Here is an 18,078-nt window from a genome sequence, read left to right as displayed (position 1 = left end):
TGACTTCTCATCCGGCTCCCCCGTCGTCGCTCTGCGGGACGATCACAACCGCGTCCAGAGGCTCCCAGCGCCATGGCCTGTGGCACGCCGCCGACGCCTGGCTGTTGGCTGGAGCCGCGGGCATGAGCAGCAGGGGCCGAGTCAGCGAGCCGCCGATGGCGGTTGCCCTCTGTCCTTGCTCGACCCGGCACGGCACGTTGCTCAGACCGTGCTCGAAGTAGACGCGGACATCAAGAGGATGAGTGACGGCTGCTGGTTGGATCTTCTCGGTCGGAGTCAGGCGTGCCGATGCGACTCCGGATCCCGCCGCCGCAAGAATCCCGATGAGGGCGGCCACAAGCAGTTTCCAGCGCGCGCTCCGGTAGCTTTGGTCGACCTGGACGAAATCGGCACACAGGAGGAGGTCCCTGACTCCTTCTTGCAGGTTTGCGAGATTCTCGTAGGCAGCATCCAACTCACGGCGATTTTCTGGAGACTTCCGTGTCTCATACACTGCTCGTGCCACCCTCACCCGATCTTGCATATCTGCAAGCCGAGCTTCGAACGTCCCGATGTCCCCGAAGGTCACTACTGTGGCTGGCGCGAGCGCTTCCACTTTCTCCCTTAGCGATGCGGCTGGTTCGCTAAGGCTCTCTCTACCGACGAGACGCGGAAGCAGCCACCCCGCATCCGGGGAGCCTCGGCTGATCACTTGCGCAGCGGCCTGGACTGCAAAGGCTGCCGCCAGAACGGGAATCACGGCCAAGAGCACGGGCATGAGCCATTTTTCGGAAGCGGCAGTCTTTTCGATGTTCGTGAACGACAGACCAGAGAAGAGGATCGCACCAGCACCCACGAAGACGGCCGCTACCCATTTCACCGTCTCACGGAGTGCCGTAGCCCGAGCCGCGTAGTTCCCGGAGTCGGCCATTCCCGCTCCTCCCGGTTTCGAACGCTGTCTGCTCGACAAGAGTCGTTTCGCGGGTTTTCAGAGGGTCGTCAGAACCCAGCCCCCGGCATGCCCGACAATCCATAGCCAGCTCCCGAATGATCTTCTAATTTTAACACCGACCAGAGTCGGGTTCGAGTTCACAGGGTGGTGTCCTCAGACTGTTCACCGAACGTGCTCTGCGCATGGTTAGCCGAGGTACGGCGCGGATCGGTGCTCCAAGAAGTGTTGGAGACGCAGGCGTTGGGTGTGGTGCATGGGCAGCGCGTCTAGGTCCGCCAGTGCCACGAACCGTAGTTCCGTGCTCTCGTCGGAGAGGGACAGTTCTCCGCCGGTTATGCGCGCCGTGAAGCAGACGTTGAACTGCCTGCGTACCTCGCCATCGCTGTACTCGATGATGTGCCGGGGGTCCGTGTACGTGCCGACCAACCCCGTGATCTCCACATCGAGCCCGGTCTCCTCCTTGACCTCACGGACGGCCGTGCCGGGCAGGGAGTCACCCAGGTCCATCCCTCCGCCGGGCAGCGCCCATAGATCGTTGTCCCGGCGCCGTTGCAGCAGGATGCGGCCCTCGCTGTCGGTGACCACTGCCGATGCGGCCACGACCATGCTGTTCGGCTCGGGCGCCTGGGGATCGTCGTAGTACTCGGTCCGGGCCATCGGGTCATGCCTCCACAGGGCGCGCTGTCTCCCACACGGCATCGAAACTGTCCGCGTAGGTGTCGAACATGCCGCCAGAGTCGTGGCGGCGAAGGTGCCACACGGGCGCACCGTACGCGTTCACACCCCAGACGTGGGCATTGACCAACACCTGATCATCAGCCCGGTACAAGCTGTTGTAGAGCGTCGTGCCGTGCGTCCGAAGCTTGATGCCCGGCACGCTCGCCAACGGCCGGTAGTGCAGGAGAGCGAGGCGGCAGCGGGACTCGATGCCGTGCCCGAACTTCTCTTCCCGCCCTCGCTGCTGAACGTTCTCGCTGTCCGCGTCACCGACGGCGATACGGACCGCGCACCCGTCGGCAGCACGCTCCCGCAGGAGATCGTTCAGCCGGGGATACGCCTCGTGCAGGAACACCGCCGCGTAGACCAGGACATCGATCCGCTCGCGCCCTGCCGTGAGGAGATCCACGAACACAGATACGGGAAGGTCTGCCCGCTGGTCGTACAGAGCGACCAGTTCCGAACTGACGGCCCGTGCTGCCCGTGCTTGCCGGAGCGCCGGCCACAGGGCGTGGATGTCCTCGCCCAACGTCTCGGCCGCCTTGAGTGCAGTTGCCCGCCGTGGGGTGCGCCCGAGGTTGACCCAGCGTTCCACGCTCTTCGGGTCCACGCCGGTCACGCTGGCCAATGAGGCATGAGTCCAGCCGCCGGATGCCATGACAGCCCTTAACCGCTCGTTCTGCATGGGGACGTTCTACAGGCTGCGGGACGTCCCGAAGTGCCGAACGTACGAGGTTCCCCCGTCCTGATCACCAGCGCGACGATCTCGACACCAGCGGACGGTGAAGGGGTTTCGAAATGGTGCGGGGACTGTGGCAACAGGTCGAACAGCGTGATCCGTTCCCAGTACCCGACCCCGATCCGGCGGACCCGGACTGCGACGTGTGCGGGGCGCTGGTCGCTCAGCGCGCTGAGTGCTACCGGCGCCGGGACCTCTCGGGGGTCGTGGACTGCAACGTAGAGATCCGCCAGCACCCGCACTCAGAGGTGAGTCGATGACCCGCGCCGTGCTCCGCTACGTCCCCCACACGATCCGGCACGCCCCCGAGGGCGGGGTGACGTACGAGGCGTTCTGCGTCGCCGAGGGCTGTGGGGCCGAGTCCGGCGCTCACGACGAGCAGGCGGACGCGCAGGACTGGGCGCTCCGGCACGCCGGGCGGACGGGGCACGAGCTGTTCAGGCGGGTCTTCACGGATCACGGGCGCGTCACCCGCGAGGCATAGGCCCCGGCCCGCTGGGCGACGGCGATCAGGACAGTCCAGCGTGCCGGCTTCGGCCGGCGCGCTGGCCACACCAGCCGAACGGTGTGGGCGGGGCTCTGACGTGCGACGGCAATGGCAGGAGCGCTCCACAATGGACGGGTGAACCGCCCCGCGAACCTTGACGTGCTCTTGCAGCCACGCCCGCCGTCCCCGTTGCAGGAGATCCTCGACGACAGGTTCGACCGGCACGGCGTCCGGCTGCTGCTCAAGCGGGACGACCTGGTGCACCCGGAGCTGCCCGGGAACAAGTGGCGCAAGCTCGCGCCGAACCTGCGGGCCGCCGTGGCGGCCGGGCACGACACGCTGGTCACCTTCGGCGGGGCCTACTCCAACCACCTGCGGGCCACGGCGGCCGCCGGGCGGCTGCTCGGGCTGCGGACGGTCGGTGTCGTACGCGGCGACGAGCTGGCCGGGCGGCCGCTCAACGACTCCCTCGCCCGGTGCGTCGCGGACGGCATGCGGCTGCACTTCGCGTCCCGGGCCGACTACCGCCGCAAGGCCGAGCCGCGGACGCTGGCCCGCCTGCTGGACGGGGCCGGTGCGCGGGGGGCGTACATCGTCCCGGAAGGCGGCAGCAACGCCCTCGCCCTGGCGGGCTGCGCCGAACTGGGCCGGGAACTGCGCGGACGGGCCGATGCGGTCGCGGTGGCCTGCGGCACCGGCGGCACCCTGGCGGGCCTGGCCGCCGGGCTGGACCCCGGGCAGCGGGCGCTCGGCGTGCCCGTCCTGGCGGGCGGGTTCCTGGACGCGGAGATACGTTCCCTCCAGCACCGGGCCTTCGGCGGACCGGCCGGCGACTGGACCCTGGCCGAGGGATTCCACCACGGCGGCTACGCCCGCGTCCCGGCCGCGCTGGACGACTTCGCCGCCGACTTCGAGTCCCGCCACGGCCTCCCGGTCGAGCGCATCTACGTGGCCAAACTGCTCTGGGCCCTGGCCGATCTCACCGCCTCCGGCGCCTTCCCGCCCGGCACCACCCTGGCCGCCGTGGTCACGGGCCGGCCGTGACACGCCGCGTCCGCAGCCGGTAGGACCGCGTCGCCGCGAGCGGGGCCACCCCGTGCCCCGAGAACGCCGCGTACCCGATCCACGCCACCACGAGCACGTCTTCCCGGGACCCGAGGTCCCCGGGCGGGAGGGTGACGGCGCCCGATCCGGGCAGGCACCAGGTGTCCCAGCCCCAGCAGCCGGGGGTCAGCCCCTCTCCTCCCGGTACGCCGCCGCCTCCTCCAGGTCCAGGCGGCGCAGCAGTGCCCGCAGCATCTCGTCGTCGATCCGGCGGCGGTCCCGCAGGGACACGAAGACCTCCCGCTCCGCCTCGATCATCTCCCGCGCCAGCCGCCGGTAGATGTCGTCCGCCGACTCCCCCGTCAGCGGGTTGACCTCGCCCAGCCGCTCCCACACCGCGTTGCGCCGCCGCTCCAGCACCGTCCGCAGCCGGTCCGCCAGCGGCGGCGGCAGCGTGCTGTTCTCCGGTTCCTCCAGCAGCTCCGCCAGGCGTTCCTCCGCCGCCCGCGATGCCTCGCTCTGCGCCTGCGCCTCCGCCAGCGTCTCGGCCTGCGCATCGCGCGGCGGCAGCTTCAACAGCCTGATCAGCGGCGGCAGCGTCAGCCCCTGCACCACCAGCGTCCCGATGACCGTCGTGAACGTGAGGAACAGGATCAGGTTCCGGTGCGGCACCGACATCGGCACGGAGAAGGCGATGGCCAGCGAGACCACCCCCCGCATCCCGGCCCACCCCACGATCACCGGCGCCTTCCAGTTGGTCTCCGGCTCCCGCTCCCGGATCCGCTCCGACGCCCACCGCGGCATGAAGGTCGCCGGGAACACCCACAGGAACCGGGCCACCACCACCGCGAGGAACACCACGACCGCGTACCAGGCCGCGTGCAGGCCCTCGTACTCCCCGAGCCCCTTGAGGACCACCGGCAGCTGGAGCCCGATCAGCGCGAAGACCACCGACTCCAGCACGAACGCGACCATCTTCCACACCGCGCCCTCCTGGAGCCGCGTGGCGAAGTCGACCTGCCAGTTGCGGTGTCCGAGGTACAGCGCCACCACGACCACGGCGAGCACCCCGGAGGCGTGCACCCGCTCGGCCGCCGCGTACGCCACGAAGGGGATCAGCAGCGAGAGGGTGTTCTGGAGCAGCGGCTCCTTCAGCCGCTTGCGCAGCTGGTGGATGGGGACCATCAGCAGCAGGCCCACGCCGATCCCGCCCACCGAGGCCAGCAGGAACTCCGCGATGCCGCCCGCCCAGCCGGCGCTCACCCCGACGGCCGCCGCCAGGGCCACCTTGTACGCGGTGATGGCGGTGGCGTCGTTCACCAGGGACTCGCCCTGCAGGATCGTCGTGATCCGGTTCGGCAGCCGGAGCTTGCGGGCGATCGCGGTGGCGGCGACCGCGTCCGGCGGCGCGATCACCGCGCCCAGCACCAGCGCGACCGGCAGCGACAGCCCGGGCACCACCAGGTACGCCACGTACCCCACGGCGATCGTCGCGAAGAGCACGTAGCCCACCGACAGCAGCGCGATGGGCCGGATGTTCGCCCGCAGGTCCAGGTACGAGCTCTCCACCGCGGCCGTGTACAGCAGCGGCGGGAGCAGCAGCGGCAGGACGATGTGCGGGTCGAGGGTGTAGGCGGGCACCCCCGGCAGGTACGCGGCCAGGAGCCCGGCGGCGACCAGCATCAGCGGCGCCGGCACCGGGGTCCGGCGGGCCACCCCCGCCACGACCGCGCTCGCCGCGACCAGCGCCACCAGCGGCAAGACCTCCATCGAAGATCCCATCCGTGTTCGTCGGAGCCATCGCGCACCCGCACCCTGGCCGTACGCTGGCCATCATGAGCGAGTGCACCCACGTTGCCGAACTGCCGCGCCCCGAGCCGGTCCCGTCTGACCAGACCTGCCCCGAATGTCTGGCGCTCGGCAGCCACCCCGTTCAACTGCGGATGTGCCTGGAGTGCGGGTACGTGGCCTGCTGCGACTCCTCGCCCTACCGGCACGCCACGGCGCACCATGAGCAGACCGGCCATCCCGTGATGCGGAGCTTCGAACCGGGCGAGATCTGGCGGTGGTGTTTTGTCGACGGTTCGATCGTCTGAGGCGGGGTAGGTCAACCCTCCGCCGGTTCCCCAGATTTGGGCCCGCAGACCCCTAGCCACTGTGCGTACCCATGAGCTTACCATCAGTCACTGGCCGTGGGAAGGGGTGCCCCCAGCGGGCGCCACGAGGGGTGCCGCGACACGATCGCCCGGATCGCGATAGCGTCACCGGCGAACACAGCTCGTACCACCTTGGAGGTGAGGGTGTCCCAGATCGCAGGCGAGCCCGGGACCCAGGACTTCGTGGAAGTCCGGCTGCCCGCTGCGGGTGCCTACCTGTCGGTGCTGCGGACGGCCACGGCCGGCCTCGCGGCACGTTTGGACTTCACGCTCGACGAGATCGAGGACCTCCGCATCGCGGTGGACGAGGCCTGCGCGATCCTGCTCCAGCAGGCCGTGCCGGGCTCCGTCCTCAGCTGCGTCTTCCGGCTGGTGGACGATTCGCTGGAGGTGACCGTCTCGGCGCCGACCACGGACGGACGTGCGCCGGAGCGCGACACGTTCGCCTGGACCGTACTGTCGGCGCTGGCCGGCAAGGTCGAGTCGACGGTCGAGGAGGACCGGACGGTGAGCATCAGTCTCTACAAACAGCGCGGCGCGGGACCAGGCCCGGCGTGAGCGGCGGGGAGATCCCGGTGCGGGGCGGGGATCGGCCCCGGGTACGGCACGAGGTCGACGGCGGCATCCCGGAGCAGCAGCACGCCCGGCCGCACCCGGCTGACGCGGATGCGGAAGACGGCTTTTTGGACTCGGCGGAGCGACGGGCGGGCCCTATGAGCGAGAACCAGCACGACCAACCACAGCCACCGGAGGCCCCGGCGGTTCCGGTGGCACCGGCGGAGCCCCTGGTGGCTCCGGTCCCGGTGTTCCCGGTGACGCCGGCGCTGCCGGATCCGCGCGACCGCAGTGGCGCGCGGGCCCTGTTCATCGAGCTGCGGGCGCTGCCCGACGGCTCGCCCGAGAAGGCGGAGCTGCGCAACCGGCTCGTACGGATGCACCTGCCGCTGGTCGAGCACCTGGCGCGGCGCTTCCGCAACCGCGGCGAACCGCTCGACGACCTGACGCAGGTCGCGACGATCGGCCTGATCAAGTCGGTGGACCGGTTCGACCCGGACCGCGGGGTCGAGTTCTCCACGTACGCCACGCCCACGGTGGTCGGCGAGATCAAGCGCCACTTCCGCGACAAGGGCTGGGCGGTCCGCGTACCCCGGCGCCTGCAGGAGCTGCGGCTCTCGCTGACGACGGCCACGGCCGAGCTGTCCCAGCAGCACGGCCGCTCCCCCACGGTGCACGAGCTGGCGGAGCGGCTCGGAATCTCCGAGGAGGAGGTGCTGGAGGGGCTGGAATCAGCCAATGCCTACAGCACGCTCTCGCTGGACGTCCCGGACACCGACGACGAGTCGCCGGCGGTCGCGGACACCCTGGGCGCGGAGGACGAGGCCCTGGAGGGCGTCGAGTACCGCGAGTCCCTCAAGCCGCTGCTGGAGGGGCTGCCGCCCAGGGAGAAGCGGATCCTGCTGCTCCGGTTCTTCGGCAACATGACCCAGTCGCAGATCGCGCAGGAGGTCGGCATCTCCCAGATGCACGTCTCCCGGCTGCTGGCCCGCACCCTGGCCCAGCTCCGCGAGAAGCTCCTCGTCGAGGAGTAGTCGGGTCGAGGAGTAACAGCCGCAGCGGTTATCGGGCCTCTTCGCGAGGCCCGATTCCGAGCGCCTCGGTCGCCGTCGGGTTCACCAGCAGGGCCACCACGGCCACCGCGGCCACGGCCAGGGCCACGGCGGCGGCGATCATCGCGCCGCCCGTGGAGTACAGGGTCCAGGCCACCGGCAGCGCCATCAGCTGGGTGATCAGGGCCGGGCCGCGGCTCCAGCGGCGGCCCAGGCGCAGCCCGCGGGCCGCGATCAGCGGCAGCGCGGCGAGCGCGAGCAGCGTGATGCCGCCCGTCTCGGCCTGCTGCGGGGAGTCGGGGTCGCCGGCGATGCCCACGAACAGCATGTAGACGCCGAGTCCGGCCAGCGCCAGACCTTCCAGGGCCGTCAGCACGGCGGCGGCGGTCAGCCGGCGGGGCAGCGCGGCGCGCCCGGTGGCGGCGCTGGCTTCGACGGGGGCGGTGGGGGCGGCGGCTTTCGGGGGCTGCTTCTTGCTCACCCCAGCAGGGTAGCCGCGGGCCCCGGAGGCCGGAGGGGACGGGCAGTAGGGTCCGCATTCGAGCGGGTGGGTAGGCTGGCGCTCATGCGTGCACTTCTCGTGGCCAACCCAGCAGCGACGACCACCAGTGCGCGCACGCGTGACGTCCTGACCCACGCCCTGGCCAGCGAGATGAAGCTGGAGGCGGTCACCACCGAGTACCGCGGCCACGCCCGGGACCTGGGACGCAGGGCAGCGCACGAGGGGCTCGACCTGGTCGTGGCTCTGGGCGGCGACGGCACGGTCAACGAGGTGGTCAACGGGCTGCTGCACGACGGGCCCGATCCCGAACGGCTGCCCCGGCTGGCGGTCGTGCCCGGCGGTTCCACCAATGTGTTCGCCCGCGCCCTCGGTCTGCCCAACGACGCGGTCGAGGCGACCGGTGCCCTGCTCGACGCGCTGCGGGAGCGGCGCGAGCGGACGGTGGGCCTGGGCCTGGCGGCCGGCACCCCGGGCACGGAGGACGAGTCGGTCCCGGCGCGCTGGTTCACCTTCTGCGCGGGCTTCGGTTTCGACGCGGGCGTGGTGGGGCGGGTCGAGCAGCAGCGGGAGCGCGGCAAGCGTTCGACGCACGCCCTGTATGTACGACAGCTGATGCGGCAGTTCCTGGAGGAACCGAACCGCCGGCACGGGACGGTCACGCTGGAGCGCCCCGGCGCGGATCCGGTGACGGACCTGGTGCTGTCGATAGTCTGCAACACCTCCCCCTGGACGTATCTGGGGAATCGCCCGCTTTACGCCTCTCCGGAGGCGTCGTTCGATACCGCACTTGACGTATTGGCTCTCAACCGTTTGTCAACTCCGGCGGTCGCGCGCTACGCGACACAGCTCCTGACCTCGACTCCTGAGCGGGGTCCGCACGGCAAGCACGCGGTGTCTCTGCACGATCTGACGGACTTCACCTTGCATTCGAAGGTGCCGCTTCCGTTCCAGATGGACGGAGACCACCTCGGCCTGCGCACCAGCGTTCGGTTCACAGGCGTACGCCGTGCACTGCGTGTGATTGTGTGAGTGGAAGGGCCCGAAGTCCTTTCACTCGAACGTTTACACGCTGGTCCACCCCCACGATGTAGGGCTGTGACCTAGTAGACACCGACGAATCAAAAAAAACTTTCCGGAAGGGGTTGTATCCCCGTCCGAGGTTTGCGAATCTCTACATGGCGATCGGGACAGCCCGCAGAACCGGCACCCACACAGACCGCCAGAACCCCCCAACGAATCTCTGGACCGCACCAGGCGACTGGGCGTCGGCCCTTCCTCCACGGGGGGATTCGTGAAAGCGTTCACATTCACAAGCAACGTGCATGTCACACAAGAGAGGTAGCAGCCATGGACTGGCGTCACAACGCCGTTTGTCGTGAGGAAGACCCCGAGCTGTTCTTCCCCATCGGCAACACCGGTCCTGCGCTGCTGCAGATCGAGGAAGCCAAGGCCGTCTGCCGCCGCTGCCCCGTCATGGAGCAGTGCCTGCAGTGGGCGCTCGAGTCCGGTCAGGACTCCGGCGTCTGGGGCGGTCTCAGCGAGGACGAGCGCCGCGCGATGAAGCGCCGCGCCGCTCGCAACCGGGCGCGCAACGCCAGCGCCTGACAACGACTTTCGAGCCTCGACGCGCAGCGCGTAGAACCGTATAAGCGCTCAGCAACGTGCTCTTGAGCCCCGGACCGAGAACCTTTCGGTCCGGGGCTCAGTGCTGTCCGGGGTGCGGGCGGGGTCGGTGGCGTCACGCTGCGTGACGCCCCCGCCGCTACTTCTGCGGGCTGGAAGGAATGTCGAGGACGACCTTGGTCCCGCGCGGCTGCGCCCGGAGCATGTCGAACGTGCCGCCGAGCTCCCCCTCCACGAGGGTCCGTACGATCTGCAGTCCGAGATTTCCGGCCCGCTGGGGATCGAACCCCTCGGGCAGACCGCTGCCGTCGTCGAGCACGGTGATCAGCAGCCGTCCGTCGGTGCGGCCGGTTCCGGTGCGGGTCGCGGACACCTCCACCGTGCCCCGCTCTCCCTGGGTGAAGGCGTGCTCCAGGGCGTTCTGCAGGATCTCGGTCAGCACCATCGACAGCGGGGTGGCGACCTCGGCGTCCAGGATCCCGAACCGGCCGGTGCGCCGGCAGGCGACCTTGCCCGGCGAGATCTCCGAGACCATCGCGATCACCCGGTCGGCGATCTCGTCGAACTCGACGCGCTCGTCAAGGTTCTGAGACAGCGTCTCGTGCACGATCGCGATCGAACCGACCCGGCGCACGGCCTCGTTGAGCGCCTCGCGGCCGGTCTCGGAATCCATCCGGCGGGCCTGGAGCCTGAGCAGCGCGGCCACGGTCTGGAGGTTGTTCTTCACCCGGTGGTGGATCTCCCGGATGGTGGCGTCCTTGGTGATCAGTTCACGTTCGCGACGGCGCAGTTCGGTGACGTCGCGGCAGAGCACCAGGGAGCCGATCCGGATCCCCTTCGGCTTGAGCGGGATGGCGCGCAGCTGGATGACTCCGCCGTTGCCCTCGACCTCGGTCTCCCTCGGGGCCCAGCCGCTGGCGAGCTTGACCAGGGCCTCGTCCACCGGACCGCGGGAGGGGGCGAGTTCGGCGGTGGTGGTGCCCAGGTCCTGGCCGACCAGGTCGGAGGCCAGGCCGAGCCGGTGGTACGCGGAGAGCGCGTTCGGGGAGGCGTACGTGACCACGCCGTCGGCGTCGAGCCGGATCAGACCGTCCCCGACGCGCGGGGAGGCGTCCATGTCGACCTGCTGGCCGGGGAAGGGGAAGGAGCCCGCCGCGATCATCTGGGCGAGGTCGGAGGCGGACTGGAGGTAGGTGAGCTCCAGCCGGCTGGGTGTACGCACAGTGAGCAGATTGGTGTTGCGGGCGATCACGCCCAGCACCCGGCCCTCGCGGCGCACGGGGATCGACTCGACACGCACCGGCACCTCCTCGCGCCACTCCGGGTCGCCCTCGCGCACGATCCGGCCCTCGTCGAGCGCGGCGTCGAGCAGCGGGCGGCGGCCGCGCGGGACCAGGTGGCCGACCATGTCGTCCTGGTACGAGGTGGGGCCGGTGTTCGGGCGCATCTGGGCGACCGAGACGTACCGGGTGCCGTCGAGGGTGGGCACCCACAGCACCAGGTCGGCGAAGGACAGGTCGGAGAGCAGCTGCCACTCCGAGACCAGCAGGTGGAGCCACTCCAGTTCGGTTTCACTGAGAGCGGTGTGCTGGCGTACGAGGTCGTTCATGGAGGGCACGTGGCGAGCGTACCCCGGGTACGCGACATGACTTTCCCCACGGGAATACCCAGGAGTATCCAGGAGGCCCGAAGGCCGCGTACTGTTGGAGGAAGTGACGGGATTCCAAGGCCTGTCATTGGATGGACAGAACAGAATGGTCTAGTCCACAATTGACTGAAACTTCCGCCCTCCCCGCACAGGAGGACGGATCGAGGTGGCCGCGCACTCTGCCCTGACTGCGCCGGCGCCTCCCACCGGCCGCGGGAACCGCACACCCGTCGGCCGTAAGTACTCCGGGCTACGGTGCCGGACGGGTTGAGGGTCCCGTCCTGCACCGTGGCCCAGAGGAATTTCCGGGGCCTTTTCGTTTTTCCGGGCGCGTCCCCCAGGCCGTTTTCACCGGCGGATCTATTCGGGCCAGGCCAGCAGGGCCCGTGCCGCGACCGCCTCCAGCTCCTCCCGGCTCGCCCCGTCGCGCGACTGCTGGGACATCCCCTGAAGCACGGCTCCGGCGTACCGGGCGAGTGCCCGCGCGTCCGTGTCGGCGGGGAGCACCCCGGTCGCCATGTCGGCCCGGATCCGGCTCTCGAACAGCTCCAGATTCGCGTTGCGCCGCTCGCGCAGGGCCTCGGCCACCTCGTCCGACGTGGTGTTGACCGCCGCGCTGATCACCAGGCAGCCGCGCGGGTGGGCCGGGTCGGTGTAGACCTCGGCGGCTTCGCGCAGGATGCGGCCCACGGCTGCCCGGGCGGTGGGCTCCTCGGCCAGCGCCACGCTCGCGAAGTCCGCGTAGCGGCCCCCGTACACCACGACGACCTCGTCGAAGAGCTTGCGCTTGTCCCCGAAGGCCGCGTAGAGGCTGGGCGCGCCGATCCCGAGCGAGGCGGTCAGGTCGGCGATGGAGGTCGCCTCGTAGCCGCGCTCCCAGAAGGCGAGCATGGCCTTGTCCAGGGCGGCGTCGCGGTCGAAGGAGCGGGGTCTGCCACGCTGTCCGGTCACCATGCCCAGATTCTATAGCGGTCGCTATGGAATCTGGTACGTTCCTTTCTGTAGCGACCACTAGCAAATACTGAAGGGGGGCGCGTCATGGGCGTGCTCAAGGGGAAGACGGCACTGGTCACGGGCGGCAGCCGGGGCATCGGCCGGGCCGTGGCGGAGCGGCTGGCGCGGGACGGGGCGCTGGTCGCGGTGCACTACGGACGCAACGAGGCCGCGGCGAAGGAGACCGTGGCCGCGATCGAGGCGGCCGGCGGACGGGCCTTCGCCATCGGGGCCGAGCTCGGGGTCCCGGGCGACGCGCAGGCCCTGTGGTCGGCGTACGGGGCCCACCCGGCGCACACCGACGGCGTGGACATCCTGGTCAACAACGCGGGGGGCGCGGCCTTCGCCGGGATCTCCGACACAGACGAGGAGACGTACGACCGGGTGCACGCGCTCAACGCCAAGGCACCGTTCTTCGTGATCCAGCAGGGGCTGGCCCGGCTGCGGGACGGGGGCAGGATCGTGAACGTGACCGGCACCCCGGACCTCGCCCTGCCGGCGATCCTGGCCACGGTCATGGCGAAGGGCGCGGCGAACGCGCTGACCCGGTCGCTGGCCGCCGAGCTGGCCCCGCGCGGGATCACGGTGAACTCGGTGGGCCCCGGCATCATCGAGACCGACCTGAACGCGGATCTGCTCTCGGACCCCGGCACCCGGGCCCACCTGGCCGCCCGCTCGGTGTTCCACCGGGTCGGCACGGCGGAGGAGGTCGCGGACGTGGTGGCCTTCCTGGCCTCGCCGGACTCCCGCTGGATGACGGGCCAGCACCTGGACGCCACGGGGGGCCTCCAGCTCGCGCTGATCTAGCTGTTCAGGGCCTTTCGGCGGGGCGGCGGTGGGGACGGTCGACACCCCTGGGGGCCCTGGTGCCCGAGAGGCCGGGCGCCGGGATCCGGATCACCATGGATAACGGCGGGACCCCCGCCACAGGCGGCCAGCTCTGCTAGATTGGTCTATACCACACCACCACTCCAGATCGGCAGGCCCCGCGTGGAAGTTGTCATCGTCCCGGACGCCAAGGCAGGCGGCGAGCTCATCGCGGAGGCCATGGCCGCCCTGGTCCGCCGCAAGCCCGACGCCCTGCTCGGCGTGGCGACCGGCTCTACCCCGCTGCCCATCTACGAGGCCCTCGCCGCCAAGGTGAAGGCGGGGCAGGTCGACGCCTCCAAGGCGCGGATCTGCCAGCTCGACGAGTACGTGGGCCTGCCGGCCGGGCACCCGGAGTCCTACCGGGCCGTCGTACTGCGCGAGGTCGTCGAACCGCTCGGCCTGTCCGAGGCCTCGTTCATGGGCCCCGACGGCTCGGCGGCGGACATCGTCGCCGCGTGCGCGGCCTACGACCAGGCCCTGGCCGCGGCCGGCGGCGTCGACCTCCAGCTGCTGGGCATCGGCACGGACGGCCACATCGGCTTCAACGAGCCCTGCTCCTCGCTGGCCTCCCGTACCCGGATCAAGACGCTGACGGAGCAGACCCGCGTGGACAACGCGCGGTTCTTCGACAACGACATAGACCAGGTGCCGCACCACGTCATCACCCAGGGCATCGGCACCATCCTCGACGCCCGCCACCTGGTCCTGCTGGCCACGGGCGAGGGCAAGGCCGAGGCCGTCGCGCAGACGGTCGAGGGCCCGCTGTCGGCGCTGGTCCCGGCCTCCGCGCTGCAGCTGCACCGCCATGCCACTGTCGTCGTGGACGAGGCGGCCGCGTCGAAGCTGAAGCTCGCCGACTATTTCCGGCACGCGTACGCCAACAAGCCTGCCTGGCAGGGTCTGTAGTCCGCACGGCGCGAAGGCCGGGCCCCGCCAAGGGGGCCCGGCCTTCGTTCGCTCCCCGGGCGCTGCCCGGACCCGCGCCTCAATCGCCGGCGCGGCTCAAAGATCCGGGGCTCCGCCCCGCACCCCGCGCCTCAATCGCCGGCGGGGCTGGACGGTCCGGCCGCGGCGCGGACCCAGCGCCTGCGGCGCGGGTGCCCTCAAACGCCGGGCGGGCTGGAATTGCCCTCCGGGCAATCCAGCCCCGCCTGGGGGCCCCTCCCAGCGGTAGCCGGGGGAGATTGAGGCGCGGGGGTCCGGGGGCGGAGCCCCCGGCAACGGGGCCGCGGGGCTACGCGCCCGCCAGGATTTCCGCCGCGGCGCGGCCGCAGACGGGGGACGCGCCGTGCGTCGCGATGTGCAGGGCGCCGCGCGGCGCCGCCCGCGGGAGGCCCATCTCGACCACGACCGTGTCCGGTCGCGCAGCGACCAGCGCGTCCAGGGCCGCCGCCATCCACGGGTGCCGGTGCGCGTCGCGGACCACCGCGACCACGGTGCGATTCCCCGCCGCCGCCAGGATGTCCGCGGCCGGGGCGCCCTCCGGGTAGACATCCGCCTCCGTGCCCGGGAGCAGCGAGGCCAGTGCCCCGGCCACGCCCCACGGGGTCTCGTCGCCCACCGCGATGTTCGCGACGGGCGCGAGGGTGGCCACGTACGGCGCGGACAGCGGGGTGACCGAGCCGGTGATCACCAGCGCCCGGCGCGCGGCCGCCAGGCCGATGCCGGACGCGCGGCTCCCCTCCGGCCGCGCGTCCGGCCGGGCCCCGCGGGTCCACGCGGCCAGCGCGCGGACCCGGGCGGCGGCCTCGGCGAGCCGCTCCTCCGGGAGCGAGCCCTCGCGTACGGCCTCGACGAGCGCGTCGCGCAGCCGCAGCACGGTCGCCTCGTCGGCGAGTCCCCCGCCGACGCAGATCGCGTCGGCGCCGGCCGCGATGGCCAGGACGGAGCCGCGCTCGATCCCGTACGTCCCGGCGATGGCGTTCATCTCCATGCCGTCGGTGACGATGAGGCCCTCGTAGCCGAGTTCCTTGCGCAGCAGACCGGTCAGGATCTGCGGGCTGAGGGTGGCCGGGCGGGTCGGGTCGAGGGCGGGCACCAGGATGTGCGCGCTCATCACGGCCTTGGTGCCCGCCTCGATGGCCGCCCTGAAGGGGACGAGCTCGCGGGCCTGGAGGGTGTCCAGGTCCACGTCGATGCGCGGCAGCGCGTGGTGCGAGTCGACGTTGGTGTCGCCGTGGCCGGGGAAGTGCTTGGTGCACGCGGCGACGCCGGCGGCCTGGAGGCCTTCCACGTAGGCGGCGGTGTGCCGGGCCGTCAGCTCGGTGTCGGCGCCGAAGGACCGTACGCCGATCACCGGGTTGTCCGGGTTGGAGTTGACGTCCGCGGACGGGGCCCAGTTGAGGTTGACCCCGCACTCGGCGAGGCGCCGGCCCAGTTCGAGCGCGACCTCCCGGGTCAGGGCGGTGTCGTCGACGGCGCCGAGCGCCAGGTTGCCGGGGAAGGACGAGCCGCCCCGGACCTCCAGGCGGGTGACGTCGCCGCCCTCCTCGTCGATGGCGACCAGGACGTCGTCGCGCTCGGTACGCAGCTGCGCGGTCAGCGCGGCGAGCTGCTCGGGCGAGGCGATGTTGCGGCCGAACAGGCCGACGGCGGTGAGGCCTTCGCCGACCTGGCGCAGCAGCCAGGCGGGGGCGGTGGTGCCTTCGAAGCCGGGCTGGAGGACCGCGAGGGCGTCCCTCGTCACGGCATCGTTCGCATCGGACGCAGGGGAGCGGTGCGCAAGGACAGTCATGGGGCCGTTATCCCTTCACGGCCCCGGCGGTCATGCCGCCGACGGCCTTGCGCTGGAGGAAGACGAAGATCAGCAGGACCGGGACCGCGAACAGCGAGGACGCGGCCATGGTGGCGCCCCAGTCGTTGCCGAAGGCGCTCTGGAACTCGGTCAGCCAGAGCGGCAGGGTCTGCGCGGTCTTGTCCTTGTTCAGGATCAGGACCATCGCGAACTCGTTCCAGGCGGTGATGAAGCCGAAGAGCGAGGTGGACATCAGGCCGGGGGCCAGCAGGGGGAAGATCACCTTGCGGAAGGCCTGGCCGCGGGTGCAGCCGTCGATCTGGGCGGCCTCCTCCAAGGTCACCGGGACGGCGGCGATGAAGCCGCGGAGGGTCCAGATGGTGAAGGGGAGGACCATCACGAAGTAGATCGCGGTGAGCAGCGGGAGGCTGTTCAGGACCTCGGCGTCGCGGGCGATCATGTACATCGCGATGACCATGACCTCCCAGGGGGCCATCTGGGCCATCATCACGGCGAGGACGAGGCCCTTGCGGCCCTTGAACTTCATACGGGCGATGGCGAAGCTCGCGGCGAGGGCGACGAGCAGGGCCAGCAGGACGGCGCCGACGGTGACCAGGACGCTGTTGGTGACGTACGTCCAGAAGTTGGCGACCCCGGTGGCCTTGGTGAAGTTGTCCAGCGTCGGGGTGAAGACGAAGACCGGGTCCTTGGTGAGGATCTCGCTGGACGGCTTGAGCGCCGAGGAGAACATCCAGTACACGGGGAAGACGAAGACGAGGGCCAGCAGGAGCGCGCCGAGGTTCTTGGCGACGGCTCCGGGGCGGACCGGACGGCGCGTGCGGAGCTTCTGCTCGGGCTTCTGCCCGGGCTTCGGGGCGGCGGCCTTCGGGGCGGTGGTCGTGCTCACTGCTCCTCCTCCTGCTTCAGGATCAGGCGGAAGTAGAAGGACATGACGATCACGAGGATCAGGATCGTCAGGACGGAGATCGCGGCGGCGAGGCCGTAGTGGGCCTGGCTCTGGCCCTCGACGTAGGCGAAGACCGGCAGGATCTCGGAGGCGCGGTCGGGGCCGCCCTTGTTCATCGCGTAGACCTGGGTGAAGGCCTTGAAGACCCAGATCACCTCAAGGAACGTGGTGATGAGGAAGAAGGGCTTGAGGTTCGGGAAGACGATCTTCCAGAAGGTCTGCCAGCCGTTGGCCCCGTCCATCCGGGCGGCTTCGTACAACTCGGCGCTGACCGTGGTCAGGCCGGCGTACATGTTGAGGGCGACGAAGGGGATGGAGCCCCAGACCACCAGGATCGTGACGATCACGAGGGTGGAGAGTCCGGTCTCCATCCAGTTGTGCTGGTCGTAGCCGGCGAAGCCGGCGGTGCGCATGACCCAGTTCATGACGCCGAACTGCTCGTCGAACAGCCACTTGAAGACCTGCACGGAGGCGACGATCGGCATGGCCCAGGCCATCACCAGCGCCATCGACAGGACCAGGCGCGTCTTCTTCCCGAGCCTGTTCAGCAGGATGCCGATGAGGCTGCCGAGCGTCATGATCAGCGCGACGTTGGCCAGGGTGAAGGCGAAGCTCCGTACGACGACGGTCCAGAAGTTCGCGTCACCGAGGAGCTCGGTGTAGTTGTCGAGCCCCGTGAACGGGTACTTCCGCTGGATGAACTCGATCTTGTTGATGTCCTGGAAGGACAGGATCACGTTCTTGATCAGCGGGTACAGCAGGAGCGTCGCGAGGGCGAGCACGGCGGGCCCGACCAGCAGGTAGGGCAGCCACCCCGAGGGGAGCGTTTTTCTGCCCCCGCGAGGAGACGTACGACTGGGGCCGGTTGCGATCGTGGGCCCCTCGGGCCGCCCGGCGGACTTCAGTGGTGCGTCCTCTGGAGCGCTGGTCATCGCTCCCTGGGAATGCACGGTCATGTCTGGCTTCCTCGCGGTTGACTGTGGAGTCAAATGCGCGACCGGGGGCGCGGCAGGCGGCTGGGCGCCTGCCGCACCCCCCGGTGCGTTCACACTGCTGGGTC

The 18,078-nt window shown here is 70.4% G+C and carries 19 protein-coding genes; 9 read left to right on the top strand and 10 right to left on the bottom strand.

All coding sequences use genetic code 11. The features are described 5' to 3' along the window. Positions 1–7: 7 nt before the first annotated feature. From ACGFYQ_RS05185 to ACGFYQ_RS05175, 3 genes are all read right to left on the bottom strand, one after another. Positions 8–910 (bottom strand): hypothetical protein, encoded by a 903-nt coding sequence (locus ACGFYQ_RS05185; RefSeq protein WP_393740123.1) that lies wholly within the window; start codon positions 908–910, stop codon positions 8–10. Positions 911–1,117: 207 nt separating this feature from the next. Then, the gene (locus tag ACGFYQ_RS05180; RefSeq protein ID WP_393740121.1) at positions 1,118–1,588 is read right to left on the bottom strand and encodes an NUDIX domain-containing protein; all 471 of its coding nucleotides are present in this window, start codon (positions 1,586–1,588) and stop codon (positions 1,118–1,120) included. 4 nt (positions 1,589–1,592) lie between these two features. Continuing rightward, positions 1,593–2,333, bottom strand: a complete 741-nt coding sequence (locus ACGFYQ_RS05175; RefSeq protein ID WP_393740119.1) for a helix-turn-helix domain-containing protein — start codon at positions 2,331–2,333, stop codon at positions 1,593–1,595. 310 nt (positions 2,334–2,643) lie between these two features. Here ACGFYQ_RS05175 and ACGFYQ_RS05170 point away from each other — a divergent pair, with 310 nt between their 5' ends. Next, positions 2,644–2,871 carry a hypothetical protein gene (locus tag ACGFYQ_RS05170; RefSeq protein ID WP_393740117.1) on the top strand — a complete coding sequence of 76 codons (228 nt, stop codon included), beginning with the start codon at positions 2,644–2,646 and terminating at the stop codon, positions 2,869–2,871. Between the two features lie 138 nt (positions 2,872–3,009). Continuing rightward, a complete protein-coding gene (locus tag ACGFYQ_RS05165; protein ID WP_393740115.1) occupies positions 3,010–3,918 on the top strand; it encodes a 1-aminocyclopropane-1-carboxylate deaminase/D-cysteine desulfhydrase in 909 nt (302 codons plus the stop codon). A 186-nt stretch (positions 3,919–4,104) separates the two neighbouring features. On the opposite strand, the gene ACGFYQ_RS05160 is transcribed toward ACGFYQ_RS05165, so the two are convergent. Next, the gene (locus tag ACGFYQ_RS05160) at positions 4,105–5,688 is read right to left on the bottom strand and encodes a Na+/H+ antiporter (RefSeq protein WP_393740113.1); all 1,584 of its coding nucleotides are present in this window, start codon (positions 5,686–5,688) and stop codon (positions 4,105–4,107) included. Positions 5,689–5,753: 65 nt separating this feature from the next. On the opposite strand from ACGFYQ_RS05160, the gene ACGFYQ_RS05155 reads away from it, so the two are divergent. The 3 genes from ACGFYQ_RS05155 (at position 5,754) to ACGFYQ_RS05145 (ending at position 7,663) form a co-directional block, all read left to right on the top strand. After that, entirely contained in the window at positions 5,754–6,014 is a 261-nt protein-coding gene (locus tag ACGFYQ_RS05155) for a UBP-type zinc finger domain-containing protein (RefSeq protein WP_393740111.1), read from the top strand. Between the two features lie 204 nt (positions 6,015–6,218). After that, positions 6,219–6,632 carry an anti-sigma regulatory factor gene (locus tag ACGFYQ_RS05150; protein ID WP_030153599.1) on the top strand — a complete coding sequence of 138 codons (414 nt, stop codon included), beginning with the start codon at positions 6,219–6,221 and terminating at the stop codon, positions 6,630–6,632. A gap of 11 nt (positions 6,633–6,643) precedes the next feature. Further along, positions 6,644–7,663, top strand: a complete 1,020-nt coding sequence (locus ACGFYQ_RS05145) for a SigB/SigF/SigG family RNA polymerase sigma factor (RefSeq protein WP_393740897.1) — start codon at positions 6,644–6,646, stop codon at positions 7,661–7,663. A 28-nt stretch (positions 7,664–7,691) separates the two neighbouring features. On the opposite strand, the gene ACGFYQ_RS05140 is transcribed toward ACGFYQ_RS05145, so the two are convergent. Next, positions 7,692–8,162, bottom strand: a complete 471-nt coding sequence (locus ACGFYQ_RS05140; protein ID WP_393740109.1) for a hypothetical protein — start codon at positions 8,160–8,162, stop codon at positions 7,692–7,694. Between the two features lie 84 nt (positions 8,163–8,246). On the opposite strand from ACGFYQ_RS05140, the gene ACGFYQ_RS05135 reads away from it, so the two are divergent. Together ACGFYQ_RS05135 and ACGFYQ_RS05130 are read left to right on the top strand one after the other, a co-directional pair. Further along, positions 8,247–9,212 (top strand): diacylglycerol kinase family protein, encoded by a 966-nt coding sequence (locus tag ACGFYQ_RS05135; RefSeq protein ID WP_362392733.1) that lies wholly within the window; start codon positions 8,247–8,249, stop codon positions 9,210–9,212. 318 nt (positions 9,213–9,530) lie between these two features. Next, positions 9,531–9,788, top strand: a complete 258-nt coding sequence (locus ACGFYQ_RS05130) for a WhiB family transcriptional regulator (protein ID WP_003953983.1) — start codon at positions 9,531–9,533, stop codon at positions 9,786–9,788. A 157-nt stretch (positions 9,789–9,945) separates the two neighbouring features. Here the strand turns inward: ACGFYQ_RS05130 and ACGFYQ_RS05125 are convergent, their stop codons facing one another. Together ACGFYQ_RS05125 and ACGFYQ_RS05120 are read right to left on the bottom strand one after the other, a co-directional pair. Continuing rightward, the gene (locus ACGFYQ_RS05125) at positions 9,946–11,415 is read right to left on the bottom strand and encodes a sensor histidine kinase (protein WP_393740895.1); all 1,470 of its coding nucleotides are present in this window, start codon (positions 11,413–11,415) and stop codon (positions 9,946–9,948) included. Between the two features lie 399 nt (positions 11,416–11,814). Next, positions 11,815–12,408, bottom strand: a complete 594-nt coding sequence (locus tag ACGFYQ_RS05120; RefSeq protein WP_393740106.1) for a TetR/AcrR family transcriptional regulator — start codon at positions 12,406–12,408, stop codon at positions 11,815–11,817. Between the two features lie 84 nt (positions 12,409–12,492). Between ACGFYQ_RS05120 and ACGFYQ_RS05115 the strand changes: the two genes are divergently transcribed. Both ACGFYQ_RS05115 and nagB read left to right on the top strand, forming a co-directional pair. After that, positions 12,493–13,254, top strand: coding sequence for an SDR family oxidoreductase (locus ACGFYQ_RS05115; protein ID WP_393740104.1), 762 nt, complete (start codon positions 12,493–12,495; stop codon positions 13,252–13,254). Between the two features lie 183 nt (positions 13,255–13,437). Beyond that, positions 13,438–14,223, top strand: coding sequence for a glucosamine-6-phosphate deaminase (gene nagB / locus ACGFYQ_RS05110; RefSeq protein WP_393740102.1), 786 nt, complete (start codon positions 13,438–13,440; stop codon positions 14,221–14,223). A 328-nt stretch (positions 14,224–14,551) separates the two neighbouring features. On the opposite strand, the gene ACGFYQ_RS05105 is transcribed toward nagB, so the two are convergent. The 3 genes from ACGFYQ_RS05105 to ACGFYQ_RS05095 form a co-directional block, all read right to left on the bottom strand. Continuing rightward, positions 14,552–16,051, bottom strand: coding sequence for a glycoside hydrolase family 3 protein (locus tag ACGFYQ_RS05105; RefSeq protein WP_393740100.1), 1,500 nt, complete (start codon positions 16,049–16,051; stop codon positions 14,552–14,554). Positions 16,052–16,058: 7 nt separating this feature from the next. Continuing rightward, positions 16,059–16,838 (bottom strand): carbohydrate ABC transporter permease, encoded by a 780-nt coding sequence (locus ACGFYQ_RS05100; RefSeq protein WP_362393065.1) that lies wholly within the window; start codon positions 16,836–16,838, stop codon positions 16,059–16,061. Between the two features lie 116 nt (positions 16,839–16,954). Beyond that, positions 16,955–17,974, bottom strand: coding sequence for a carbohydrate ABC transporter permease (locus tag ACGFYQ_RS05095; protein ID WP_393740098.1), 1,020 nt, complete (start codon positions 17,972–17,974; stop codon positions 16,955–16,957). Positions 17,975–18,078 lie beyond the last annotated feature (104 nt).

This window comes from Streptomyces sp. NPDC048258 (assembly GCF_043201995.1).
Classification (GTDB): Bacteria; Actinomycetota; Actinomycetes; order Streptomycetales; family Streptomycetaceae; genus Streptomyces.
This window is presented reverse-complemented; position numbering and strand designations above follow the sequence as displayed.

Excerpts from the sequence above, each read along its gene's own strand:
- ACGFYQ_RS05185 (WP_393740123.1), bottom strand. The coding sequence starts at position 910 with ATGGCCGACTCCGGGAACTACGCGGCTCGGGCTACGGCACTCCGTGAG.
- ACGFYQ_RS05180 (WP_393740121.1), bottom strand. The coding sequence starts at position 1,588 with ATGGCCCGGACCGAGTACTACGACGATCCCCAGGCGCCCGAGCCGAAC.
- ACGFYQ_RS05175 (WP_393740119.1), bottom strand. The coding sequence starts at position 2,333 with ATGCAGAACGAGCGGTTAAGGGCTGTCATGGCATCCGGCGGCTGGACT.
- ACGFYQ_RS05170 (WP_393740117.1), top strand. The coding sequence starts at position 2,644 with ATGACCCGCGCCGTGCTCCGCTACGTCCCCCACACGATCCGGCACGCC.
- ACGFYQ_RS05160 (WP_393740113.1), bottom strand. The coding sequence starts at position 5,688 with ATGGAGGTCTTGCCGCTGGTGGCGCTGGTCGCGGCGAGCGCGGTCGTG.
- ACGFYQ_RS05155 (WP_393740111.1), top strand. The coding sequence starts at position 5,754 with ATGAGCGAGTGCACCCACGTTGCCGAACTGCCGCGCCCCGAGCCGGTC.
- ACGFYQ_RS05135 (WP_362392733.1), top strand. The coding sequence starts at position 8,247 with ATGCGTGCACTTCTCGTGGCCAACCCAGCAGCGACGACCACCAGTGCG.
- ACGFYQ_RS05130 (WP_003953983.1), top strand. The coding sequence starts at position 9,531 with ATGGACTGGCGTCACAACGCCGTTTGTCGTGAGGAAGACCCCGAGCTG.
- ACGFYQ_RS05125 (WP_393740895.1), bottom strand. The coding sequence starts at position 11,415 with ATGAACGACCTCGTACGCCAGCACACCGCTCTCAGTGAAACCGAACTG.
- ACGFYQ_RS05120 (WP_393740106.1), bottom strand. The coding sequence starts at position 12,408 with ATGGTGACCGGACAGCGTGGCAGACCCCGCTCCTTCGACCGCGACGCC.
- ACGFYQ_RS05115 (WP_393740104.1), top strand. The coding sequence starts at position 12,493 with ATGGGCGTGCTCAAGGGGAAGACGGCACTGGTCACGGGCGGCAGCCGG.
- ACGFYQ_RS05105 (WP_393740100.1), bottom strand. The coding sequence starts at position 16,051 with ATGACTGTCCTTGCGCACCGCTCCCCTGCGTCCGATGCGAACGATGCC.
- ACGFYQ_RS05095 (WP_393740098.1), bottom strand. The coding sequence starts at position 17,974 with ATGACCGTGCATTCCCAGGGAGCGATGACCAGCGCTCCAGAGGACGCA.